Annotated in this window: 9 protein-coding genes; 5 read left to right on the top strand and 4 right to left on the bottom strand. The window is 53.7% G+C overall.

Going from position 1 to position 25,188, the window contains the following annotated elements; genetic code table 11:
* Window position 1 precedes the first annotated feature (1 nt).
* From AB3Y96_RS14355 to cecR, 4 genes are read right to left on the bottom strand one after another with little or no spacing between them, the layout of a single operon-like run.
* On the bottom strand, window positions 2–1,147 hold the full coding sequence (locus AB3Y96_RS14355) for an ABC transporter permease (RefSeq protein ID WP_072309106.1): 1,146 nt from the start codon (window positions 1,145–1,147) through the stop codon (window positions 2–4).
* Window positions 1,144–2,883 carry an ATP-binding cassette domain-containing protein gene (locus tag AB3Y96_RS14350; RefSeq protein ID WP_139130948.1) on the bottom strand — a complete coding sequence of 580 codons (1,740 nt, stop codon included), beginning with the start codon at window positions 2,881–2,883 and terminating at the stop codon, window positions 1,144–1,146. The genes AB3Y96_RS14355 and AB3Y96_RS14350 overlap by 4 nt, the downstream gene beginning before the upstream one ends.
* Before the next feature lie 8 nt (window positions 2,884–2,891).
* Window positions 2,892–3,890, bottom strand: a complete 999-nt coding sequence (gene hlyD, locus AB3Y96_RS14345) for a secretion protein HlyD (RefSeq protein WP_367299513.1) — start codon at window positions 3,888–3,890, stop codon at window positions 2,892–2,894.
* A complete protein-coding gene (gene cecR, locus AB3Y96_RS14340) occupies window positions 3,883–4,614 on the bottom strand; it encodes a transcriptional regulator CecR (protein WP_072309109.1) in 732 nt (243 codons plus the stop codon). Before cecR ends, hlyD begins: the two co-directional genes overlap by 8 nt.
* A 496-nt stretch (window positions 4,615–5,110) precedes the next feature.
* Here cecR and AB3Y96_RS14335 point away from each other — a divergent pair, with 496 nt between their 5' ends.
* The 5 genes from AB3Y96_RS14335 to rhlE all read left to right on the top strand — a co-directional run bounded on the left by AB3Y96_RS14335 (window position 5,111) and on the right by rhlE (window position 25,170).
* Window positions 5,111–17,938: an Ig-like domain-containing protein gene (locus tag AB3Y96_RS14335; RefSeq protein ID WP_367299512.1), complete on the top strand. Its 12,828-nt coding sequence runs from the start codon at window positions 5,111–5,113 to the stop codon at window positions 17,936–17,938.
* Window positions 17,939–18,300: 362 nt separating this feature from the next.
* Window positions 18,301–19,662: a TolC family outer membrane protein gene (locus AB3Y96_RS14330; RefSeq protein ID WP_367300325.1), complete on the top strand. Its 1,362-nt coding sequence runs from the start codon at window positions 18,301–18,303 to the stop codon at window positions 19,660–19,662.
* A 30-nt stretch (window positions 19,663–19,692) separates the two neighbouring features.
* On the top strand, window positions 19,693–21,834 hold the full coding sequence (locus AB3Y96_RS14325; protein WP_175421608.1) for a type I secretion system permease/ATPase: 2,142 nt from the start codon (window positions 19,693–19,695) through the stop codon (window positions 21,832–21,834).
* 11 nt (window positions 21,835–21,845) lie between these two features.
* The gene (locus AB3Y96_RS14320; protein ID WP_367299511.1) at window positions 21,846–23,015 is read left to right on the top strand and encodes an HlyD family efflux transporter periplasmic adaptor subunit; all 1,170 of its coding nucleotides are present in this window, start codon (window positions 21,846–21,848) and stop codon (window positions 23,013–23,015) included.
* Window positions 23,016–23,754: 739 nt separating this feature from the next.
* A complete protein-coding gene (gene rhlE / locus AB3Y96_RS14315) occupies window positions 23,755–25,170 on the top strand; it encodes an ATP-dependent RNA helicase RhlE (protein WP_072309113.1) in 1,416 nt (471 codons plus the stop codon).
* Window positions 25,171–25,188 lie beyond the last annotated feature (18 nt).

Raw genomic sequence — 25,188 nt, 5'->3', positions numbered from 1 at the left:
CTCAATCCAGTCGGCGCTTGGTTTTCCACGCGGTAAGTCCGATAAAGACTACGGCAGAAATAATTAAAAACAGCAGGTTAACCATCAGCACGCTGCCGATATTACCGGCCAAAAATAGGGTTTGTAAGGTGCTGACAAAGTAGCGGGCGGGGATCACATAGGTCACGGCCTGAACAATGGCGGGCATACTGTCAATTTCAAAAATGAAGCCAGAAAGCATAACGGCAGGCAGAAACCCCGCGTTGAGTGCCACCATTGCGGCATTGAACTGATTACGAGTAATCGTTGAAATAAGCAGCCCCATCCCGAGTGTGCTGGCAAGAAACAGCGTGGTCATCACGAATAAAATCAGCAGCGATCCTCGGTAAGGAACCCCCATCACAAAGACGGCAACCGCCATGCACAGCGTCATGGCCAGCAGGCCCAGTACATAATAAGGCAGCAGTTTTGACAGCAGTAATTCGGTACGTGTTACCTGCGTAGACAGCAGTGCTTCCATGGTGCCGCGTTCCCACTCGCGGGCAATGACCAGCGATGTCAGGATGGCGCCGATAACCGTCATAATAATGGTTATCGCTCCAGGAATAATAAAGTGCTGGCTGATAGCGGCAGGGTTAAACCAATAGCGTAGCTGAACGTCGATAAGCGGCTTGAATTCTCCACCGTTATCAACGGCGCGCTGCTGCAACCATATCTGCCAAATGCCTTCCGCGTAGCCTTGCACAAAGTTTGCCGTATTTGGCTCACTGCCGTCGGTAATCACCTGAATAGGGGATTTTCCCTGCGGACGCGCCAGTTGTTCAGAGAAATCAACGGGGATGACGATTAGCCCACGAATTTTACCCGCCTGCATTTGCTTAATCAGCGCCTGTCGATTGTCGCTGACCGTGGCTGCGATAAAAGGTGAGCCAAGAAATGTATTGGTCAGATCGCGGGCGTCTTCTGACTGCTGCTCCATCAAAATACCCACGTGCAGTTTGCTGGAGTCGAGGTTGATGCCATAGCCAAAAATAAACAGCAATAGCAATGGGATCACCACCGCAATCAGCGCGCTGCTGGGATCGCGCAGGATCTGAGCCGTTTCTTTGCGGCACAGCGCGCGCAATCGCCGCCATGAAAAGTGAATACTGTTGACGCTTTCACTCATGCCGTCTGCTCCTTGTCGTAGCCCTGAACCAGTTCAATGAAAGCCTGTTCCATGGTTGGATTGGGATTGTCATCGCTGGCGACGCTGTGTTTGAGCTGATCGGGAGAACCGGCAGCAATGATTTTGCCGCGATAGACTAACCCGATGCGATCGCAGTATTCCGCTTCATCCATAAAGTGCGTCGTCACCATCACAGTCACGCCTTTATCAACCATACCGTTGATGTGCAGCCAAAACTCTCGGCGGGTGAGAGGATCGACGCCCGAGGTGGGCTCATCCAAAAACAGAATGTCGGGCTCATGCATCAGCGAACAGGCCAGCGCCAGCCGCTGCTTAAAACCGAGTGGCAGAGAGTCCGGGGTCTGATTCAAAATGGGAGTGAAGTTAAACGCGTTGACCATGCCAGCAATTTTTTCCTTTTGCTGTTTCCCCTTCAGCCCGTAAACGCCGGAGAAAAACTTCAGGTTCTGCGCCACCGTAAGGTTGCCATACAGCGAGAATTTTTGCGCCATATAGCCCAGATGCTGGCGCGCCCGGCCTGAATCTGTTTTCAGATCCATACCCAACACCAGCGCTTTACCGCTGGTGGGTTTGAGAAGGGCGCACATCATTTTAAAGGTGGTGGATTTACCCGCGCCGTTTGGCCCCAGTAAACCAAAAATTTCGCCGCGTTTAACTTGAAAATCAACGTGATCGGTGGCGGCGAAATCACCAAATTTTTTGGTGAGCTGCTGGGCTTCAATCACGGTTTCGCTGGGATCAACTTTCACCTGCGGCATTATTTTTGCCAGTTCAGATTCATGATCCGGCCCGCCGCCTAACAGATCGATAAAGGCATCTTCAAAGCGCGGTTCAGCTTCCAGCAGTTCGGCGTCAGGCTGGTCTAAGTCATTTAATAATGCGTGGTGATCGACGTTATCCTTCAGGATAAGACGCAGATATTTGCCTTGGATCACGCCGTCGCTGACCGAGGGCAAGCAGATGGCGCGCTGAAGTAATTTTCGATGTGAGATATTTTTAGCCCGCAGCAAAATGGTGCGCCCGGCCATACGTTGGGTAAGCTGCTGCGGCGCGCCGCTGTAGAGCAGCTGGCCTTCGTTCATCAGCAGAACCTCACGGCACTGTTCGGCCTCATCGAGATAGGAAGTGCTCCAGAGGATCAGCATCCCTTCATCGGCCAGCTCGTGCACCATGCGCCAAAGCTCTCGACGAGAAATAGGGTCGACGCCGACGCCCGGCTCATCAAGCAATAAAACCTTAGGCTCGCCGACCAGCGTACAGGCTAATCCTAGCTTTTGCTTCATGCCGCCTGACAGCTTACCCGCCAAGCGCTCGGTAAAACGGGTTAAATCAGTAAATTTAAGCAGGCGCTCGAAGGTTTTTCGCCGCTCCTCACCGATGACGCCGCGTAAATCTGCATACAGAGTCAGGTTTTCGATAACGGTGAGGTCTTCATACAGGCCAAATTTCTGCGGCATATAGCCCAAAATGGCGTGTAATTCGCTGTCCTGCGTGAGCGGGTCTAAACCCACGACGCTCACTGTGCCGGCGCTGGGTTTTAGCAGACCGGCCAGCATGCGGATCAGCGTGGTTTTACCTGCGCCGTCGGGGCCAACCAGCCCCATTACTGCGCCGCTGGCAATGCGCGTGGAAAGACTCGCGACCGCCGGTTGATCCATGCCCGCAAAACGTTTTTCTACGCCGTCGAGCACGATTTCATGTTGCGCACTCATCATCACATCCCTTAGCGTTTTGTTCCGTTATCGTTAAAACGTAAGGTCACTGGCATGCCCTGACGCAAGCTGTCATCGGCGTCGGTGACAATGACGCGCAGACGATAGACCAGCGCGGTACGTAATTCCGGCGTTTCGACGCTTTTCGGTGTGAATTCTGCGGTTGGCGAAACAAAGCCGATTTTGCCGTGGTAAGGCTTATCTGGGCGGCCATCGGTGTAGATTTCAATCTCGGTTCCCGGCATCGCACGGTTCAGATTTTCTTCGCTCACATAGGCGCGGATCCATACTGGACGGGTGAGTGAAACGCTAAATACGGTGCTGCCAGAGGCCAGCATGGTGCCGGGTTCAACGGCGCGAGTGAGAACGGTGCCGGTGGAAGGTGCAAAGAGTTGGGTGTCTTTTAGGTTCAGTTCGGCCTGATCGGCTGCCGCCTGTGCCTGGGCTAAAGCGGCCTGCGCCTGTTCGATTTCCTGTGGGCGATTGCCGGTTTCGTACTGCGAGAGTTTATCTTTGGCGGCCTGCAAATTGGCTAAGGCCTGATTACGTGCGGTTTTAGCATCTTCTAAATCATTGGCAGACGTGGCTTTACTGGCCCATAGGCCTTGCTGACGCTTTAAGTAGCTGTCGGCATAGCTGAACGCCGCCTGTTGTTGCGCCACGGCAGCGCGTGCTTGGGCAATTTCTTCTGAACGATATCCTGCTAGCAACAAATCCAGCTGAGCCTGAGCGGCGGCCACATTGGCCTTGGCTTCATTAAGCGAGTTAATGAACGGGGCGTCATCGAGCTTTCCTAATAGCGCGCCAGGGGCGACGGCGTCGCCTTCATCTACGGCCAGTGAAGCTAAGCGACCACTTACCCGAAAACCAAGGTTAACGGTACGAATATCAACGTTGCCGTACAGCGTTAACCCCCGTTCTTCTTGGCTGCGGTAGTAATAAATGCTGCCAATCGCCAACGCGATAATCACTAAAACAGCAACGATTCCAACGAGTTTTTTGTTATTCATCACTCATCCCATCCGTAGTCGATTGCGCCGTTGACGAATAAGTCATACGCAATCCGTTCAGAAGTAAATCAATATGTTGTTGTAAAACTTGGTTAATCAGGTCGGCCTGTTCGGGGCCGATTGACTCCCATCCAGCCTGAATGCGGATCGTTTCACGTGCCATACGAAAAGCCAGCACTTCGCCTAACAGGGCGTGGGTATGCAGCGTTGTCACTGCGCTATCCGCAGGGAGTCCACTGTAACCCGCGACCAACTGTGTCATGAGACGATGCAGTGGCGCGATGCACTGTTGGTGAATCAGCGGATAGGCGGCCGTGGGCGCCAGCTGTTCACGTGACATAATTTGGCTGAGGTGCAGCGTTTCTGGCTGTGTCATCAGGTGGCAGAAGATAGCAAGCCCTCGATGAATGAAAGCTAAATACGCATCAGGTTTGGGGTCTTTCTGCAAAAGAAATAATGAACACTCTTGCTGTAGGGGGGCAAAAGCCTGACGGATAAAGTCGCTGATCCAACGAGCGACGGCGAGATAAAGCCCCTCTTTGGACTGAAAATAGTAGGTAATCGCGGCAATGTTTTGCCCCGCTTTTAAAGCGATATCGCGCGTCGTTGCGCCTTCCAAGCCCCGTTCACCAAACAAGGCAACGGCGGAGTCTATCAGTGCTTGCTTTGCCTGTTCGCCGCGAGAAGTCATCGGCGAATCTGATGGCTTTGTCGATGGTTTCATTTCAAGCTATAAAGTTAATCATATGATTGATTAACTTTAGGCGTTAAAGATATGGCTGTAAAGACCGATAACAAATAATTAGAAATTATGATTAGTGCGGCTAATGATGGATTTTATGAATGAATAAAATTACTAATCATTAACATTAAACATTTTATTTTTCGTCATGAAAATTTACTTTTAACGTCATGTATTTACTGGTAATAATTTTTTTCATAAAAAATCCGCTCAATGGGATATCGCTGGATTGTGTCTAAAGTGTGAGATGCAGTTAAATTTATGTAAATATCCAATTGCCTTAATATCAATCGTTGTTTATATATTTCTAAGTAAGAATTTATAATTTAGAAAGTATCTACACGTTTCGATTCTCTGTTTTTAAGTTTTTTAACCAGGTCAATGATTTCACAGCACGGCTTATCAGCTGGGCTGCGGCTAAGTTTGCGCTGCGTTCAGGCGCGCTTTATACACAGCAAAGTGATTGAAAGGAGTGGTTATGGCACAGTCAAATTTATCTTCTGGCGTATCTGCTGGTTCAGGAAGCGTTGATATTGTTACTCGTTCCAATGGGAAACAAATTGCTCAGTATGCTCAAGGAAATCGAGTAGTGACGTTGACAGAGTCTAGCGTGGTGAAAATCCACGGTGACTCTTCCTTAGTGGCCAGCTATGAGCGGCAGGGCAATGATTTGATTGTCCACATGAAAGATGGATCGACCGTGCGCTATCAACGCTTTTTCTTTCTCGATGAGCACGGTGAGCACAGCGAACTCGTTTTCGACGATGGCAAAACGACACACCATGCCATTTTCCCATTTGCAGACATGGCAGGTTCTTCTACCGCGCAAACAGTGATCCCGACTTATGAGACGCTGGGTGACGGGATCACGACGTTAGTTGGGCATGATGGTATCTCTGCTGGCGTGATTGGCGGAGTTCTCGGGGCATTAGCTATCGGCGGCGGTATTGCACTGGCCGCAGGTGGGGGAGGCGGAGGGCATGGAGACAGCAGCTCAGGAAATGGAAATGGTGGAAATGGCAATGGAAATGGCAATGGCAATGGCAATGGCAACGGCGGCAATGGTAATGGCAATGGAGGAACAACCAATCCAACCTTAAAAGTGAACGCCTTTGCGGGCGATAACGTGCTTAACCACAACGAAAGCTTAGCCAATCAAGTGCTAAGCGGCAGCACCACGGCCTCGAATGCGGGGCGCACGGTGACGATCACCCTTGGCGGGAAAACTTACATTGGCATTGTGGGCAAAGATGGGAGTTGGAGTATCAATATTCCAACCGCCGATTTGCAGGCTCTGCCGCAGGGTAGCCTGAATATTAGCGCCACCTTGACCAACAGTGCAGGCCACAGCACCACGACCAAGCTGGTGGTTAACGTCAAAACGGCGCTGCCTGATCTCACCCTCAATGCGTTTGCGGGCGATAATATCCTGAACCAGCAGGAGAGCACGGTCACTCAGAGCCTGAGTGGGAAAACCAGCGCGTCTAACGCCGGCCAAAAAGTCACGCTCACCCTAAACGGGAAAACCTATTCCGCCGTGGTTGGGGCAGACGGCACGTGGAGTATTGGTGTCAGCAGCGGTGATCTACAGCACCTGTCGCAGGGCAAGAATACGTTATCGGTCTCCATCACCGATAAATACGGCAACACCAACACCAAGACCGAGCAGTTCAATGTCGACACCACATTGACGGGAAATCCAACCCTAAAAGTGAACGCTTTTGCGGGCGATAACATTCTTAACCACAACGAAAGCTTAGCCAGCCAAGTGTTAAGCGGCAGCACCACGGCCTCGAATGCGGGGCGCACGGTGACGATCACCCTTGGTGGTAAAACCTACACTGGGATCGTGGGCAAAGATGGGAATTGGAGTATCAATATTCCAACCGCCGATTTGCAGGCGTTGCCACAGGGCAGCCTGAATATCAGCGCCAGCTTGACCAACAGCGCAGGCCACAGCACCACCACACAGCTGGTGGTCAACGTCAAAACGGCACTGCCGGATTTAACGCTCAATGCCTTTGCGGGCGACAATGTTCTGAGCAAGTTAGAGAGTACGCTAACTCAGAGCCTGAGCGGGAAAACCAGCGCAGATAATGCCGGCCAAAAAGTTACGCTCACGTTAAACGGGAAAAGCTACACGGCGGTGGTCGGGGCTGATGGTACGTGGAGCATTGGCGTCACCAGCGGGGATCTACAGCATCTGCCGCAGGGTCAGAACAATCTATTGGTTTCTATTACCGATAAATATGGCAACACCAGCACCAAGACTGAACAGTTTGATGTAAAAACCACTACGCCAGCGATCAGCGTTGCACAATTCGCCGGTGATGACACCTTGAGCGGCGCGGAGGCAAAAACTGCCCAAGTACTCAGCGGAAGCACGCTCAACGTTGAAGCCGGGCGCGTGGTCACCATCAAACTCGACAATGGCAAAACCTATCTCGCCACCGTGCAATCTGATGGCTCTTGGAAAGTCACTATTCCTTCTAGCGATTTAAGTTCGCTGTCGGTGGGCAACCATAGTTTTAGCGTTAGCGTTACCGATTTGGCGAATCAAACGGCGAATAGTAGCCATAGCTTTAAAGCCTCGGGTGACAACTCATCCATCGCTATTTCCATTGTTTCTAGCGACGATTACTTAAGCGCCAGCGAGGCACAGCAGCCGCTGGCAATCAACGGTACTACCGTGGGTGTCAGCGCTGGAGCCCATGTCACAGTGCTTCTCAACGGTAAAACCTATGGTGCCACGGTCGGTATCGCTGGAAATTGGACCGTCAGTGTACCGCCAGCCGATCTCGCGCTGCTGGCTGATGGTGCCACCAAGATCACGGCGTCGGTGACGGATTCACTGGGCAAGGTGGTTTCTAGCCAACATACGCTCAACGTGTTGACGCATGAGTTACCTGCGCCAACCATTGATACGCCGTTCACCGACGGTATTTTGAATTTGCAGGAGTCGGGCAAGGTTCAGACTCTGAACGGAACTTCAGGCATCCACGGGGCGCAAACGGTGACGATCACCCTTGGGGGGAAAGTCTATAACGCCGTCGTTGATGCGCAAGGTAATTGGCAAGTATCGGTTCCGGTCAGCGATTTGCACGGTTTCCCGCAGGGCTCGCTGTCGTATCAAGTATCTGCCACCGATGTGGCAGGCAACAATGGCAAGATAAACGGCAGCTTTAGCGTTGATACCATTGCGCCGCAATTGTCGATTGGCGTATTCGCGGGTGATGATGTGCTCAATGCCAGCGAACAAAAAACAGTACAGGCCGTGTCAGGAACAGCCTCTGTTTCTGAACAAGGCAAACTGGTCGATGTGCTGATCAACGGTAAGCATTACAGCGCCACCGTAGGGGCTGATGGCCGCTGGAGCGTTAACGTTCCGGCCAACGATCTCGCGCCGCTGACCAATGGTAATCACACGATTACCGCTACGCTGACCGACAGCGCGGGCAATAGCACCAGCAGCAGCCATAGTTTCGCGGTGAAAAATCTTCTGCCAACGGTAACCGTTTCCACCTTTGCCGGTGACGGCACGCTGGATAACAGCGAGGCCCAAACCGCTCAGGTGCTCAAAGGCACCACCACCAATGCCGAAACCGGCAGCACGATTACGGTAACGCTCAACGGGCAAACCTACACCACGCATGTGCTCTCCAACGGCTCGTGGAGCCTGACGATCCCATCCGCCGATCTGGAAAAATTACCTGAAGGTCTTGCCAATGGTAATGTCAGCGTTACCGACTTGGCGGGACAAACCGTTAACGGCAAATTCAGTTTCAACGTTGATACTGATACTTCGCACGGCAGTATTGCGATTTCGATTATTGCCGGCGATGACTATCTCAACGTTGCCGAAAGCAATGGCTCACTCAATATTACCGGCACCACGACTAACGTGAGTGCTGGCAGCTCCGTTAGCGTCTTGCTAAATGGCAAAACCTATCAGGCGACCGTCGGTGCGGATGGACGTTGGCAGGCTTCGGTCAGCAGCGTTGACCTAAAAGCGCTGCAAGACGGCGTCGCCACCGTAACCGCCACCGTGAAAGACAAAGAAGGTAATTCGGTCAGTGCAACGCACGATCTCAATGTGCTCACGCATACCTTGCCAAACCCAACGATCAATGTGCCGTTTGGTGATGGCGTGCTTAACGCCAGCGAAGCACAGAGCGCACAAACGATTACGGGTAAAACGGGGATCACGGGCGCAGGACAAACCATCACTCTGAATTTAAATGGCCATGACTATACCGGCACCGTTGATGCGAATGGTAACTGGAAAGTGGTGGTTCCTCAGGCCGATTTGCAGGCGCTGCAAAATGGTAATCAGGTCATCAAGGTGACCGCTGGCGATATTGCCGGTAACCAGATTGGAGGCTCGCTCACCGCATCGGTCGATACCGTTGCGCCGGTGATTACCATTAACAATTTTGCTGGCGATAATCGCCTGAACATTCAGGAAGCCACGCAGGCACAAACGCTGTCTGGCACCGCGGTTGGGGCCGAAGCGGGCCAAAAAGTGACCATTGTTCTGAATGGCAAAACCTATACCGCTACGGTAGACGCAAGTGGTAACTGGACAACCTCGATTCCTTCCACTGATTTAAAAGCGCTGAGCAATGGTGATACCACCATCAGCGTGAGCGTGACAGATAAAGCCGGTAACGGAGCGAGCCTACAAGAAACTATTTTGGTTGACTCCGATCCAAAATTTGCGCCGCTGCTCAGCGTTAACGTGTTTGCAGGCAATGACGTGCTGGATGGCACTGAACGACAGAATCTGCAAACGGTCACCGGTAAAGCCATGTACGTGGAAGCGGGTCAGGTGGTGACGGTGACCATTGGCGGTAGCAGCTATACCGGCACGGTCAAGGCTGATGGGAGTTGGTCGGTCAATATTCCGGCGGGTGCATTAAGCGGTTTAAACAACGGTAGCTATACGCTCGATGTTAAAGTCAGCGATGTGAGCGGCAACAGTGCGCAGGCCAGCCATGATTTCACGGTTAATACCACCGCTAGCGCCTTAACCGTATCGCCGCTCACCGGCGACAACCTGGTTAACTCAGCCGAAGTGGCTTCAGGGCTGGTGGTTAACGGAACCTCCGTTAATATTCCGGTTGGTGGGAAAATAGAAGTTACCCTCAACGGGGTCACCTATAACACCACCATTCAGGCCGGTGGCGTGTGGAGCGTAACCGTGCCTGCCGCTGCCGCCAAGGCGATCCCTGATGGTACCGCCACGCTGACGGTCTCTGGATTAGATAACGCCGGGAACCCTGTCACCTCCAGTCAGAACTTTGAAATTATTACCCATACTGCTCCGCATCCAACCCTAAATGCGCCGTTTGGCGATGGTTATTTGAATGCCGCAGAGGCTGGCAGTAACCAACAGCTGAGTGGAACAACGGGCGTAGCGGGCGCAGGCCAGCAGGTAACGGTTAACTTTGGCGGTAAAAACTATACCGCCACGGTTGACGCTCAGGGCAACTGGACGGTGAATATTCCAAGCGGTGATTTCACCAATCTGAAAGATGGCCCACAGACGATTACCGTGACGGCAACCGACGCGGTGGGTAACAGCAATAACATCAGCGGCAGCGCCCAGATCGATAAAACATTGCCGGTGCTGACTATTGATCCGATCACCGGCGACAACGTAATTAACGCCGCAGAATCGCACAGCCCGATTGTGATTTCAGGCACCGCGCCGGTTGGCGACAGCGGCCAGACCGTGGTTGTCAAAGTGGTAGTCAACGGCGCGACCTACACCGCCAATGTTAATCCAGACGGTACTTGGAGCCTCACGCTCCCTGCCGGGGCGCTTAACGGCGTGAGCGATGGCAATATCTTGTTCAACGCCTCACTCACCGATGCCGCAGGCAATACCGGCAGCATCAACCAAGTGGTTAAATTGGATGCCTCGGCGGCGAACCAGCCCACCATTCACATTGGCACTGTTTCTGGCGATGACTATATCAACGCCACCGAGATTAACGCTCCGCTGACGATTTCGGGTACGTCAACCAACGTTGAAGCGAACCAAATCGTCACGATTACGCTCAACGGAAAAACCTACACTACCACGGTGAATGCGGACGGTAGCTGGAGCTATAACGTCCCTATCGCTGATGTTAAACAGCTGCCTGACGGCATTGATGGCATCAACGTATCGGTGAGCGATACCAGCGGTAACCCCGCAACGGATTCTCACAATGTGACCGTTATTGCGCAACCTGCTGATTTGCCGACGATTCACGTGAATACCGTAGCCGGTGATAACGTGATTAACGCCAAAGAAGCGCAAAGCGACCTGCAAATTACCGGTACCACAACGCATGTCACTAATGGACAAACGGTCACCGTTACCTTGGGTGGCAAAACCTATACCGGCAGCGTAGACGCCAACGGGCTGTGGAGCGTCACGGTTCCTGCTGCTGACGTACAAAAACTGGATCAGGGATCGCAAAACATCGTTGCCAATGTGAACGACGTGGCGAAAAACCCAGCCAGCGATACCCACGCTGTACAGGTAGACACCCAGGCACCATTACTGAGCATCGATCTGTTCGTCACGGATAACGTGCTGAACTACGCTGAAGCGTTGGTTTCGCAGATATTAAGTGGCAAAACCGACGCGGGCCAAACGGTCAGCGTCACTATTAACAATAAAACGGTGCAGGTAACCGCTGACGGTAACGGCATCTGGAAACTGACGGTTTCAGCCGGCGATCTCCAGGCGCTACCGGATGGCACCAATACCATCACGGTGACGGCAACCGATAGCGCAGGCAACACCACCAGCAAAGATCTGTCTTTGAACGTTGGCACACATCTACTGCCGACCCTCACGCTAGATACGCCGTTTGTTGATGGCATTCTGAGCATTGCGGAATCGGCGGCGGGCGGCGTGCTAACCGGCACCTCGACGCACTTGCTGCAAGGTACGCAGATCACTATCACTATCGGCAGTGGTGTTAACAGCGTGCAGATTATCGGCAGCGTGGGACTCAACGGTATCTGGTCGATTCCGGTCTCTGGTCACCTGCTCGATACCTTGCTGGATGGTAAAGCGGCGATCAACGTCACGGCCACCGATATCTACGGCAACGTTGGCAGCGCGACGGGGCAGTTGGATGTCTTAACGCACCTTGAACCGACGGCGACGCTGACGCTGCCGCTGTTTGGTGACAATGTGCTGAACAATGCTGAAGCGCTGCTGGGGCAAACGCTGACCGGTAATTCAGGTCTGCTGGGTGCCGGGCAAACGGTGTACATCACGTTGGATGGCAACAAATACGTGGGCGCCGTGGACGCGAACGGTAATTGGACGGTGCAGCTGCCGTCTAACGTGCTCGGTGCGCTGAGCGATACCTCTCATACCCTGAGCGTGACGCTAACGGATCGCGCAGGAAATACTGAAACCAGCAGCTCCGCAAACTTTACCGCTAAAGTGACGCTGCCGATCCCAACCTTAGATACGCCGTTCGGCGACGGCATTTTGAACTTTGTGGATTCACAAACGGCGACCTCCCTGCATGGTTTGTCAGGATTAACCACCAACGTGGGCGTGAGCGTTATCGTGAACATCAACGGTACGCCGGTAAACGCTATTGTGAATCCTAACGGCAGTTGGACGCTGCCGCTAGACGTTGGCACCCTACAGGGGCTGCCAGATGGTACTTGGTCACTGTCGGTGACCGTGAAAGACGCGGCGGGTAACGTGGTGACCTCACCGACGCAAACCGCCGAGGTTCTGACTCACGTGGTGCCGCTGCCAACCATTAACCTGCCGTTTGGTGATGGCCTGCTGAGTATTGCCGAAGCGGGTACGTCGCAAACTCTGACGGGGAGCACGGGTATTACCGGCGCCGGGCAGATTGTTAAAGTCACCGTGGGTGGGCAAATTCTGGATGCTCTGGTGACGGATGATGGCAAGTGGACGCTGTCGGTGCCATCAAACGTGTTAGTTACCGTAGGCAATGGTTCTAAGCTGATTCACGTTGAGGTGACCGATCATGCAGGCAACGTTGGCTCGATAGATGGCAGCTACATCGCCAGCTTAACGCCTCCTAACCCAACTATTGGCACGTTGTTTAACGATGGTCTTCTGAATATCGGTGAGGCTAATGACACGCTGACTCTGAAGGGAACAACGGGTTCTAGTGGCCTAAACCAACAGGTTAAGTTGAGCATTGATATCGGCGGCACCATCTATACCGGCGTGGTCGATGCTAGCGGTAACTGGACGATTACGTTGCCGCCGAAAGCCCTATTGGGTATCGGCAACGGTGACCACCAAATTACGCTGACCGCGCAAGACGCAGCGGGTAACTCAACCACCATCACGCCAGCGCCGACGTTTACCGCTTATCTGACGCCGCCAAGCGTAACGTTGGATACGCCGTTTGGCGACGGTGCACTGAGCATCAGCGAGAGCGGAATTACGCAAACGCTGCATGGCTCGTTAACGTTGAATAATTCAACGGTTGCCGGTTCGGTTGTCACCGTCACCATCAACAACCACGACTTTACCGCCACGATAAATCCGGGCGGTACGTCATGGACCCTAGATTTACAGCCGGGGGATATGACGGCGATAAATCTGGGCAGCGGCCTGCAAGATATTAAGGTGACCGTAACCGACGTAGGGTTAAACACTAACTCCTCGACCGGGCAGGCGCTGATTGCGCTGACGCCGCCGACGATTACGGTGAATACTAACTTTATTACCGACGGCGTGATCGACTATGCCGACCTGCATGCTTCGCAGACTATTTCCGGCGGTTCAACCGGGCTATCAGTAGGGCAGTCCATCACGGTCAACATTGGTGGAAAACCATTTACGACTACGGTAAACGGCGACGGCTCATGGAGCTATACGCTGAAAATTACTGATTTGGTGGATATCCCGAACGGTTCTCTGGTCGTTACGGCCACCGATGCGGCGGGTAACCCAGCGGAATCACTGCCAACCATCTACGTCGTCAACCCTCTGGCAGCGGTGCCGGTGCTGACGATTGACCCAATTAGCGTGGACAATCTGCTAGGAAGCAGCGACCTCGCCTCAGGCACGGTGACTGTCAGCGGTCACTCTTCGGGTCTAAGCCCTCTGAGTACGCTTCAGGTGACAATCAGTGGCACACCTCCTTTCAGCATCCCGGTAGTTATCGGTGTCGATGGGTCGTGGCAGATAACGGCTCCCGGCTCTGTGTTCTCTGAGGGAGACCACACCATTACGGCGAACGTAACATTGGGGTTACCGCTACTGACGGCAAATCTGGATGTCACGGTCGATCTCACCGCGCCAACGCTGACTATTGATGCTTTTGCGGGCAATAATATTCTGAACGCCTCTGAGGCGGCGGTGCCGCAAACGCTCAGCGGTACGGCGAGCGTGACGGAAATTGGCCAGAACGTACAGATAACGCTCAACAACAAAACCTACAGCGCCGCCGTTGTTACCGATGGTGCAGGCGGTGCCAAATGGTCAGTGATTATTCCAGTTACTGATATGGCCGCGCTTGGGCAGAGCAGCCCAATAATTGTCGCGACGCTGGCGGATAAAGCAGGCAACAGCGTTGAGGTTGACCGTCCAATTCTGGTTGATACCACGATCCCGTTAGTCAGCATTAACCCGCTCAGCATTGGCGGCGTAATTAACAGTTTGCTCAACACTGTCAATATCGGCGCGGGGATCTTGCTGAATGGTTCGGCGGAGCCGAACAGCAGCGTCACGATTAAAGTGGGCACGCTGGCTGGCGTGACCGTACTGACCGACAACGACGGTAAATGGTCGTTAAACGTTGCTAAGGTAGATCTGCAAGGCCTCACCGATGGGCCGCAGGTGATTACCGTTACCAGCACCGACAGCGCGGGCAACGTGAGCGTTCCAGTCAACGTGGGCTTGAACGTGGCGTTAAATCCGGGCCTTGGCGATACGCTCAATACGCTGATTGGTGGCGATGGCGTGCTGAACCTGGCGGAGTCGCTGCTGACGCAAACCCTGACGGGGACCGTGAGCGGCAACTATACCGGTGCAACCGTGTCGGCCACGATCCTCGGGCAGACATACACGGTTAGCGTGGGCAACAACGGTAAATGGAGTATCAATATCGACCCAAGCCGTTGGCTACTCGCGACCGGCAAAACCTTGGACTTCGATCTGGTGCTGACTGATGCCAACGGCAATATTGTGCATACGCCGGTGCATGTGGACTTGGCGCTGACCGATCTACCGCTGATTCAAAACGTGGTTGCGATAGGTGATGGCTTCCTGAACCAATTGGAAAGTACCGCAAACAATGTGGTTACAGGGACAATTGGCAATATGGTCACCGGTACCACGGTTGCCGTACAGCTGGGGATTGGCACCTACCAAACAACCGTCAATGCCAACGGCACGTGGAGTGCCACCATTCCGCAAAATGTCTTGGCAGGCTTGCAAGACGGCTCGGTAAAAGTGGTGATTATCGCCACCGATCCAGCGGGCAACGTGGTGACCAGCAGCACCAACCTGAACGTGATTACCCATAACCTGCCAACAGTGGTGCTGGATCCGCTGTTTGGCGACGGCGTGCTGTCATTAACCGAAGCGCTGGCTGGCGGTCTGACGATCGGCGGCTCGACCAGCGGCATGGTAGGACAAACGCTGAAGGTGTTGATTGGCGGCTCTCAGGTAGCGACGGCGGTAGTTGGCGCCAACGGCAAGTGGAGCATTGCCGTCACGCCGCAAATCCTCGACATTCTTGAGGGTGTGGTTGGTGGCAACGTCACGGTTGAGGTGAAAGGCAATGATATTGCCGGTAACCCGGTTGACCAGAGCGTTGGGCTTAAACTTGACCTAACACCACCCGTTCTCAGCGGCATTTCCCTGTTCGGTGATGGTTTGTTAAACGCGGTAGACGCGACGACTAACCAGCTAATTACCGGTACGGCGACCGGTGCGCCACTGGGTTCAACGGTGAACGTACTGATCGGTGGCAAAACCTTTACGGGTGTGACGCTAGCCAATGGCACATTCAGCATTGCGTTAACGCCTGCCAATCTCGCTCAACTGCCCGATGGTAGCCTGACGGCAACGGTCACCGTGACCACGCCAAGCGGCAATACGTCATCGACCACGGCCGGCGTGAAAGTGGGGCTAACCAATCTACCAACCATCACGCTCGATCCGTTGTTAAGCGGCGACGGGTTCCTCAACAAAGCGGAATCGCTGGTGGATCAAGTCATCAGCGGCAAAGTGACAAACCTGACTTCTGGTACGGTGAACATCACGGTTAACGGTACGCCGTTAACGGCGACGATCAACCCGAACGGAACGTGGAGCGCTACGCTGAAGGCAGGATTGCTGAGCGGATTACCTGATGGACCGTTGAATATCAACGTGAGCGTGACCGACGCGGTGGGCAACACCAGCTCGTTGCCGACGATACTGACCACGCTGACTCACAACTTGCCGACCATTACGTTGGGTAGCCTGTTTGGTGACTCTGTGCTGAGCGTCGGTGATTTGCTGACGTCGCAGCTGATTAGCGGTACTACCACGAATTTGGCCGGTGGTTCGCTCACGCTAACGCTGGGCAGCAAAACCTACACGGTGCCGGTGGGCAGCGGCGGGGCATGGAGCCTGTCTATATCGCCATTGGATCTTAAAGCGCTGCTGGATGGGAGCTTAACGGTTGGAGTCACGGCGAAGGATGCGGCGGGTAACCCTGCGAGCGCCAACGGCATATTGTCGGTGGTTACGCATGCTCTGCCAACGCTGACTATCGGCAGCGTTTTTGGCGACGGTGGCCTGAATATCACTGATTTAGCCAGCGCACAGGTGATTAGCGGCACCAGTACCAATGCGCAAGGCTCTCAGCTGACCGTAACATTGGGCGGTAAATCTTATCTAACGACGGTAGGGAATGACGGTTCATGGAGCATTAACGTTCCGAAAACCGATTTGTCACTGTTGGGCGATGGCAGTTTAGGCGTCAACGTGTCGTTGACTAACCCGATCGGCAATACGGTCAGTGCGGGTGGTTCACTCAACGTGATCACCCACCAGCCAACCGTGGGCATTACGAGCGGCATATTCGGTGACGGTATTTTGAATATCGCCGAGTCCGGCGTTTCACAGCTGCTTACCGGTACGGTAACGAGCGCGTTGCCGGGTGCCAAAGTGGTGGTGACAGTCGGTACCATAGACTATCAGGCCACGGTGAATGCGAACGGCACGTGGTCGCTCAATCTAACCTCAACCCAGCTGAAATTGCTGACCGATGGTCCATTGCACATCGGCGTGAAAGTCACCGACGTGGTAGGCAACACCAACAGCACCGGCGTTGATGTGGGGGTCAAGCTAGCTCAACCGCTGCTGGGACTCAACATTGTGACTCTGCCACCGTTAACCGACCTGTTGTTTGGCGGCAAACTACTGGTGATCACAGGAACCTCCCAGAATCTGCAGAATGGCGCCGCGGTGCATGTTTCGCTGCTCAACGATACGCTTTCTGCTAACACCACGGTGGATGGCAACGGCAACTGGTCTGCTTCACTAAACTTAACCCTAAACCTGCTGCAGCTTCTCCTGCTCAACAAGGTGGTGAACCTCAGCGCACACGACTCAGCGGGCAACGGCGTGGTCGTTAACGTCGGTCTGGATGGTCACATTATTGATATCACGCCAACCTCTGCGCCAGCACCGGCAATGATGATGGCCATGAGTCTCGATGATGTCGCGGCCAGCCAGTCTGACTCACAGGATCATCTGTCACAGAGTCACTCTGCGACCAGCCTTGATGATTCGGCGGCCACATCCACTTCCGGTACCTTCACCATCGGCGGCGTTACTATTGATTTGGCCGACGGCACGCATAGCAGCGGCGGCTCAGTCACCGGTAGCGCAGGCGGCGATAAGGTTCACGTTAGCGATTTGGGCTTTACCCACATCGATGGCGGAGCGGGCACCGATACGCTGGTGTTGGACGGTAGCAATCTCAACCTGGATCTCACCTCGCTGGGGCTGAAAGTCGAACACATTGAGATTTTCGATCTGGGCAAGACGGGTAATAACTCTATCACCTTGGATCTCAAGGAAGCACTGAACGTCACGGATAAACCTCAGGATGACTTGTTGATCAAAGGGAGCATCGGCGATCGGGTCAATCTGGTGCATGGACAGGGCGATATCTGGGATGTCAGCGGGCAACGTGAAGTAAACGGCGTGACCTACGACGTTTACCACAACTCCTCAACCGGCAGCAGCACGTTGGGAGACGTGCTGATTCAACAAGGTCTGCATGTGAACTTGATGTAGTGACGAAGCATTCTGTTTTCGTCTGGTGTTTAGTTTAAGTCTTGGTTGTTCGAGCCACGCCAACGGGGTGTTGGCGTGAGGGGAGGAGGCGCCAAGGATGGCGCATGCCGACCCGATGCGGAAATGCCATCACGGATAAAAGCGCGCGGTTGTTAGGGACGCGCGCTGGCGTCCCTACCCCGAACGCCTACGCGGAGCAACATGAAAATGCGGAGCGGAGAGGCGGGCGGAATTTTACACAGTAAGTGAGTGCAATAAAGATTTTCTCTTTCCTTGTTTTAGAAAAGAGAACACAGAGCAGGATGAGCTCTAACACATAAAACCGATAAGCCATCATCACGATGTAAAGGTGGGGCAACATGATAAAGCGCATAAAACAATGGCCGGTAACGGTCTGGGTGTGTTGTGGTTTGGGCTGTTTCGCTGCGTTACCGGTATGGGCTAAAACCACCACAACGAACTACCAGTGGCAATCCGCGCCGTCTGAACAGGCGCAAGATGAGCTCACGATTAAAGAAGCTATCCTGCGAGCATTTGGCCGCCATCCGCAAATTGCTCAGGCATCGGCACAGATCCACGTAGGCGAAGCGAACCTCACCGTGGCAAAAAGTGCCTGGTATCCTCAGGTATCGCTGCAAAGTGCGGCGGGGCGCTCGCATCAAACAGACTCCTCTGGTTCACTCAATAGCAATGCGTCTACGGGCGTGACGTTAAATCAGCTGCTGTATGATTTTGGCAAAACCAGCGGCAGTATTGATGAACAACAAAATCTGGGCGCGGCCTATGATTATCAGCTCTATACGGTACTCAATAACGTGGGGCAACAAACGGTTCAGGCGTATTTGCAGGTAAAACGCTATCAGGAGCTGATGGCGGCGGCCAAGCGCAATTTGGCCTCGCTTGAATCGGTGAGAGAGATGTCGAAGCTGCGCGCAGATGCCGGACTTAGCTCTCAGTCTGACGTTTTACAAGCGGAAACCCGCATCGCGGGCATGAACGCCACCTATGAACAATACCGTGCGCAAGAACGTTCCGCTCAGGCTAACCTGACGGTGCTGACCGGCGTGGTATCAGAAAACCTTCCTGACCTTCCCAAAGACCTGCTCGATCAAAAGATCACCATCAAAGACCTTCCTTATGAACAGAACAGCGCGGTGCGTAGCGCTCAGGCTAAGCAATTGGCCGCTGAGCAGCGCGTGCGGCAGGCGGAAGCGCAGCATTGGCCGACGATTTCTGTACAGGCAGGGCGAACCCGTTATGAAAATAGCGACAGCTCTTATTGGGACGATCGGGTGCAGTTGGTGGTGCAAGCACCGATTTATCAAGGGGGAGCGACCAGCGCCAAGGTAGATGCGGCTGAAGGCGATCGCCAAGCGGCACTGGCAGAGGTTGAGGCCAGCAAGCTGGATATCAACCAAAAGGCGTCGGTGGCCTATGCTGATTTGATTGGCGCACAACAGCGTCAGGAAGCGGGTGAAGACCAGTTTAGCTCGGCTGAACATACGCGCAGCGTGTATCAGGATGAATACAAGCTCAGCAAACGTAGCCTGAACGATCTGCTCAGCGTCGAGCAAGACGTATTGCAGGCCGATAGCGCGGCGATTGTGGCTCGTTATGACGTTTGGGATGCGGCGGTTCGCTATGCGGGTGCAGTCGATAACTTATTAGATATGCTGAATATTTCTCGGCCAAAGGTCACGGGCGACACTCTGCCTGCATTATAACAAGCGCGTTAAATCCAGAAGAGGTATGTGATGGCAGATCAACATTCAGGCGCCGATAAGTGGATTTTAGCGATGGTGCGCGCCGCAGGGCGCTTTGGACTTCCCTGTGATATTCCGGCGCTACAGCAGCAAATGCGCTGGTTTGAAAATCTTCCGTTACAACGCCGCTTAGAGCGGATAGGGGCGTTACTGGGTTTACAGATAACCATTCGACCGAAAAACAGCGTGAGCTGGCGCAACGAAGTGATGCCGGTGATGGCGCAGCTAGAAGATGGTTCGGTGCTGATCTTGGAAAACCTCGATGCTGAAAAGCACGTCAGCTACTGGCTAAGCGACTGCGGCGACATGGTGAGAGAGGAAGAGCTTGATGCTCTGCTAGGGCGCATTCAGCCAGACGTGGTGCTGCTTGGCATCGCCGCGCGCGGGCACGATTCACGCATTGATGATTTTGTGCAGCCCTATCAGCAGCATTGGTTTTGGCATCACTTTAAACATGCAGGCCGCAAGCTTTCAGAAATCTCTATGGCGTCGGTGCTGGGCAACGTGTTGGCACTGGCGGGAATTTTGTTTTCCATGCAAGTGTATGACCGCGTGATCCCTGCGCAGTCATATCCTACGCTGTGGGTGCTGTTTGTGGGCGTTTTGTTTGCGGCATTTTTAGAGTATTTCATCCGCCTCTCGCGGACGCATATCTCCGATTTGATGGGCAAGCACATCGACCTAAAAGTGTCGTCGATGTTCTTTGCCCGTGCGCTGGCGATTAAAAACGATGCGCGGCCAAAATCGACCGGCTCTTTTATTTCTCAACTGCGTGAAATCGATCAGGTGCGTGAACTGCTGACCTCCACCACGGTAGGGGCGGCCATGGACATGCCGTTTGTGCTGCTGTTCTTGGTGATTATGGCGATGGTCGGTGGGCCGCTGGTGGCGATCCCGCTGATAGCCATTCCGCTGATTGTGATCCCCGGCATTCTGATCCAGTGGCCGCTGGCGAAGCTTGCCAAAGAAGGCATGCGTGAAAGCGCGATTCGTAATGCGGTACTGGTGGAGTCGATTGAAGGCGTTGAGGATATTAAGGCGCTACAGGCAGAACCCTATTTCCAGCGTCAATGGGAGCAAACGCATCATGTGAGCGCGGCCATAGGGATGAAGCAGCGCGTATGGGGCGCTCGTCTGAGCGGGTGGGCTTCTACCGTGCAGCAAGTGACCTATGCCGGTATGTTGGTGCTGGGAACGTATCTGGTCCTAGCGGGCGATATTACGACCGGTACCATGGTGGCCTGTAGCCTGCTGTCGTCGCGCACGATTGCGCCTTTAATGCAGCTCACTATGGTGTTTTCACGTTGGCAACATGCCAAGAGCGCGATGACGGGGTTGAACGACCTGCTGAAGAAGCCGCTCGATCGCGATCCCGAGCACAAGATGGCGCACTGTCCGGCGCTGGCAGGACATTATCAGCTCGACAATCTGCAATATAGCTATGACATCGAAAAGGGTGAGCAGGCGCTGTATATCCCTGAGCTGGAAATTAAGCCGGGCGAACGGGTGGCGCTGATTGGCAAGGTGGGGGCCGGTAAATCAACCTTGCTGAAGCTGCTGTCAGGGCAAGCCGAAGCCAGTAAGGGCAAGCTGATTATCGACGGCGTGGATATGGCGCATATCGATCCGGTCGATGTGCGGCGCCAGATTGGGCTGCTTTCGCAAGATTCACGGCTATTTTTTGGCACCCTGCGGCAAAACCTGATGTTAGGCCATCCGCATGCAACGGATCAGGAGCTGATTCAAGCGCTGCGCATCAGCGGTGCATTGAGCATGGTGCAAAAAGATGCCGCTAGCCTCGACCGTATGATCAACGAAGGCGGGCGTGGTTTGTCCGGTGGGCAGCGGCAAATGGTGATGCTGAGCCGCATGATTGTGCGTAATCCACAGGTTGTGTTGTTGGACGAGCCAACGGCATCGATGGATGAACAGCTCGAAAGCTATGTGATAAGGCAGCTACAAAGCTGGATGGCGGGAAGAACCTTGATACTGGTGACCCATCGTCCGGCGCTGCTATCTCTGGTTGACCGAATTATTGTGATGGACGGCGGAAAAGTGGTTGCTGACGGTTCGCGAGATGAAATCCTCGGCCAGACTCAGCGTAATAGCAACGTGACATCGGTTGTGGCCTAAGGGGAGGCAGTATGGCAGAGCTCACAATGCAGGAAGACATGGCACGCCAGTCGCGCTTTTACTCCTCGGTGGTGTGGTTAACGTTAGTGGGAATGACGTTCTTTTTTGTTTGGTCCTATTTTGCCACGCTGGATGAAGTGACGGTCGGTACGGGTAAGGTAACAACCTCGATCCGTGCCCAGCTGATTGAAAGTTTAGACGGCGGTATTGTTTCTGCGCTGCTGGTGCACGAAGGCGATATTGTCAAAAAAGGGCAGGTTTTGGCGCGGCTCGATCCGAAGCGCTTTCAGTCAAACTACGGCGAAGCAGCGGCCAGAGCCCGTGCGCTACGAGCATCATCGGAACGATTACGGTCGGAGCTGACCGGAGAACCACTTAAGTTTAGTGCTAGCACGTTGGCTGAGCCTGAGTTGGTGGCGCGTGAACGGCAGCTTTATGACTCACGCCGCCGTAACCTCAATGAAACTGTGGCGAATCTACAAGAGTCGTATCGATTGGTGATCGCTGAGCTGAAAATGACGCAGCCTTTAGTCGCGAAAGGCGCGGCGAGTCAGGTTGAAGTTATTCGCTTGCAGCGACAGGCCAGCGAACTACAGGGAAAAATTGATGATGCGCGCAACCAATACGCGCTAAGGGCGCGTGAAGAACAGGTAAAAAACAATGCGGATTTGGACGCTCAGCTTGAAGTGATGGCGGGGAAAGAGGATCAGCTCGATCGTGTCACCATGATTTCACCGGTGCGCGGCATTGTGAAAGATATTCAGGTGATGACGGTTGGCGGCGTGCTGCAACCCGGCGGCAAACTGATGGAAATCGTGCCGCTGGAAGATCAGCTGTTGATTGAAACGCGCATTAACCCGCGTGATATCGCCTATATCCGCCCAGGGCTTGCGGCAACGGTGAAAATTACCGCCTATGACTCTTCTATTTATGGCAACTTGAATGGCACGGTGGAAATCGTTTCACCGGATACGCTGCAAGATGAAGTGCGTCGCGATCAGTATTATTACCGCGTGTATGTGCGCACCAAGAGCGCGGAGCTGAGTAACAAAGCAGGGCGAAAATTCCCGATCCTACCCGGCATGGTGGCGAGCGTAGAGATTAAAACCGGCCAGAAAACCGTGCTGGATTATTTGATTAAGCCGTTGAATAAGGTGAAAGAGGCGTTGAGGGAGCGGTGAGGATTTACTGCTGTTGATGACACCTTTGTGTAATATTCCGCCCGCCAGTTTATACCGAGTTTCATTGCTGCATTGGTGAAGGCGTACGGGCAGAGACCACCAGCGCGTGGTCTCTGCACTCGCGCGCTTTTATCCGAGACGCCATCTCCGCGCCGGGTCGGCATGCGCCATCCTTGGCGCCTCCTCCCCTTGTAGAAACATCCTGTTTCTACTGCTCTCCCTACCAAGACTTAAACACTTAAAAGACAAAAACCAAAATTGCCTTTTGCCTTTTGCCTTTTGCCTTTTGCCTTTTGTCTTTTGTCTTTTTTATGTTTAAAGAATGCATTTTAGAGCCGCCAGCAGGGATGCTGGTGGCTGGTCGAGGGCGCACAGGACGTGCGCTCTGAGACCGGTCGGCCACACGACGCGGTAAAAGCGCGCGAGTTGAGAGTCCCCGCGCAACGGGACTCTCATCGGACGCCTACGCCAGCGGTTCCATAGAAACGTATTTGCTGATCGGCGTACGAAACCTTCAACGGCAGTAACATATAGCTATCGAATAACCCTCTAATTTCCTCTACTAAAAAAACATATCAGACGCCGATCACATTTTCTGTTAGAATCCCCCACAATTATGTTGCACTCGCAGTTTGTGCCTATCCCTCGTGGTGATCACCTATCTACCGCGTCTGATAAATCCACCCGGAAACTGCACCCGACCTTTCGGGTCAAGGTGGATTTGGAGTTTTACCCTAATATGTCTTTTGATACTCTCGGCCTGAGTGCCGAATTGTTGCGCGCTGTTGAAGAACAGGGCTATCGCGAACCTACGCCTATTCAATCTCAAGCGATCCCGGTAGTTTTACAGGGTCGTGACCTGATGGCCAGTGCCCAAACCGGTACCGGCAAAACCGCAGGCTTTACGCTGCCGCTGTTACAGCTGCTTTCTAAGGATGCGCAGCCGGTAAAAGGCCGCCGTCCTGTGCGTGCGCTGATCCTAACGCCAACGCGTGAGCTGGCTGCCCAGATCGGCGAGAACGTACGTGATTACAGCAAATATTTAAATATCCGCTCGCTGGTGGTTTTCGGCGGCGTTAGCATTAATCCGCAGATGATGAAACTGCGCGGTGGTGTTGATGTTTTGGTCGCCACGCCGGGGCGTTTGCTGGACTTGGAACATCAACGTGCGGTTGATTTATCCAACGTAGAAATTCTGGTGCTGGACGAAGCTGACCGCATGCTGGATATGGGCTTTATCCACGATATCCGTCGTGTGCTGGCTAAGCTGCCTGCCAAGCGTCAAAACCTGCTGTTCTCTGCGACTTTCTCTGATGAAATCAAAGAGCTGGCAAACAAATTACTGACTAATCCGGCTTCTGTTGAAGTGGCTCGCCGCAACACCGCGTCTGAGCAGGTTGAGCAGTCAGTGCATTTCGTTGACAAGCGCCGCAAGCGTGAGCTGCTGGCTCAGCTTATTGGCACTCATAACTGGCAGCAGGTGCTGGTTTTCACCCGTACCAAATACGGTGCTAACCATTTAGCTGAACAGCTGAACAAAGATGGTATTACCGCCGCAGCGATCCACGGTAACAAAAGTCAGGGGGCTCGTACGCGCGCGCTGGCTGATTTTAAAGCCGGTTCGATTCGTGTGCTCGTGGCAACCGATATTGCCGCACGTGGTTTGGATATCGATCAGTTGCCGCATGTGGTCAACTTTGAGCTGCCAAACGTGCCGGAAGATTATGTACACCGTATTGGCCGTACTGGCCGTGCAGAATCCACCGGCGAAGCGTTGTCGTTAGTCTGCGTGGATGAGCATAAGCTGCTGCGTGATATCGAACGTTTGCTGAAACGTGAGATCCCACGTATTGCGATTGAAGGCTATGAGCCAGATCCAAGCATCAAAGCCGATCCGATTCAAAATGGCCGTCAAAGCCAAGGTCGAGGTCAGGGACGTGGGCAAGGCCAAGGTCGCGGCCAGTCTCAAGGACGCAGCCAAGGCAATGGTCAGTCGCGCGATGGTGCTCGCTCCGGTGAGAAGCCACGTAGCAACAATGGCGGCCAGCGCCGTGCAGCGGGAGAAGGTCGTAAACCTGAAGCCCGTGGTGATGCGCCATCGTCACAGCAGCGTCGTCCGTATCGCGGCAACAAGAAACCAGCAACCACTGCGTAATTCTTGTCGCTGCTATAG

It is taken from the genome of Hafnia alvei (assembly GCF_964063325.1).
GTDB lineage: Bacteria > Pseudomonadota > Gammaproteobacteria > Enterobacterales > Enterobacteriaceae > Hafnia > Hafnia alvei_B.
The sequence above is the reverse complement of the archived record's forward strand: the minus strand, read 5'-3'. Positions and strand labels throughout refer to the sequence as shown.

Bases quoted from the DNA above. Each gene is read 5' to 3' on its own strand.
- AB3Y96_RS14355 (WP_072309106.1), bottom strand. From the start codon at position 1,147: ATGAGTGAAAGCGTCAACAGTATTCACTTTTCATGGCGGCGATTGCGC.
- AB3Y96_RS14350 (WP_139130948.1), bottom strand. From the start codon at position 2,883: ATGATGAGTGCGCAACATGAAATCGTGCTCGACGGCGTAGAAAAACGT.
- hlyD (WP_367299513.1), bottom strand. From the start codon at position 3,890: ATGAATAACAAAAAACTCGTTGGAATCGTTGCTGTTTTAGTGATTATC.
- cecR (WP_072309109.1), bottom strand. From the start codon at position 4,614: ATGAAACCATCGACAAAGCCATCAGATTCGCCGATGACTTCTCGCGGC.
- AB3Y96_RS14335 (WP_367299512.1), top strand. From the start codon at position 5,111: ATGGCACAGTCAAATTTATCTTCTGGCGTATCTGCTGGTTCAGGAAGC.
- AB3Y96_RS14325 (WP_175421608.1), top strand. From the start codon at position 19,693: ATGGCAGATCAACATTCAGGCGCCGATAAGTGGATTTTAGCGATGGTG.
- AB3Y96_RS14320 (WP_367299511.1), top strand. From the start codon at position 21,846: ATGGCAGAGCTCACAATGCAGGAAGACATGGCACGCCAGTCGCGCTTT.
- rhlE (WP_072309113.1), top strand. From the start codon at position 23,755: ATGTCTTTTGATACTCTCGGCCTGAGTGCCGAATTGTTGCGCGCTGTT.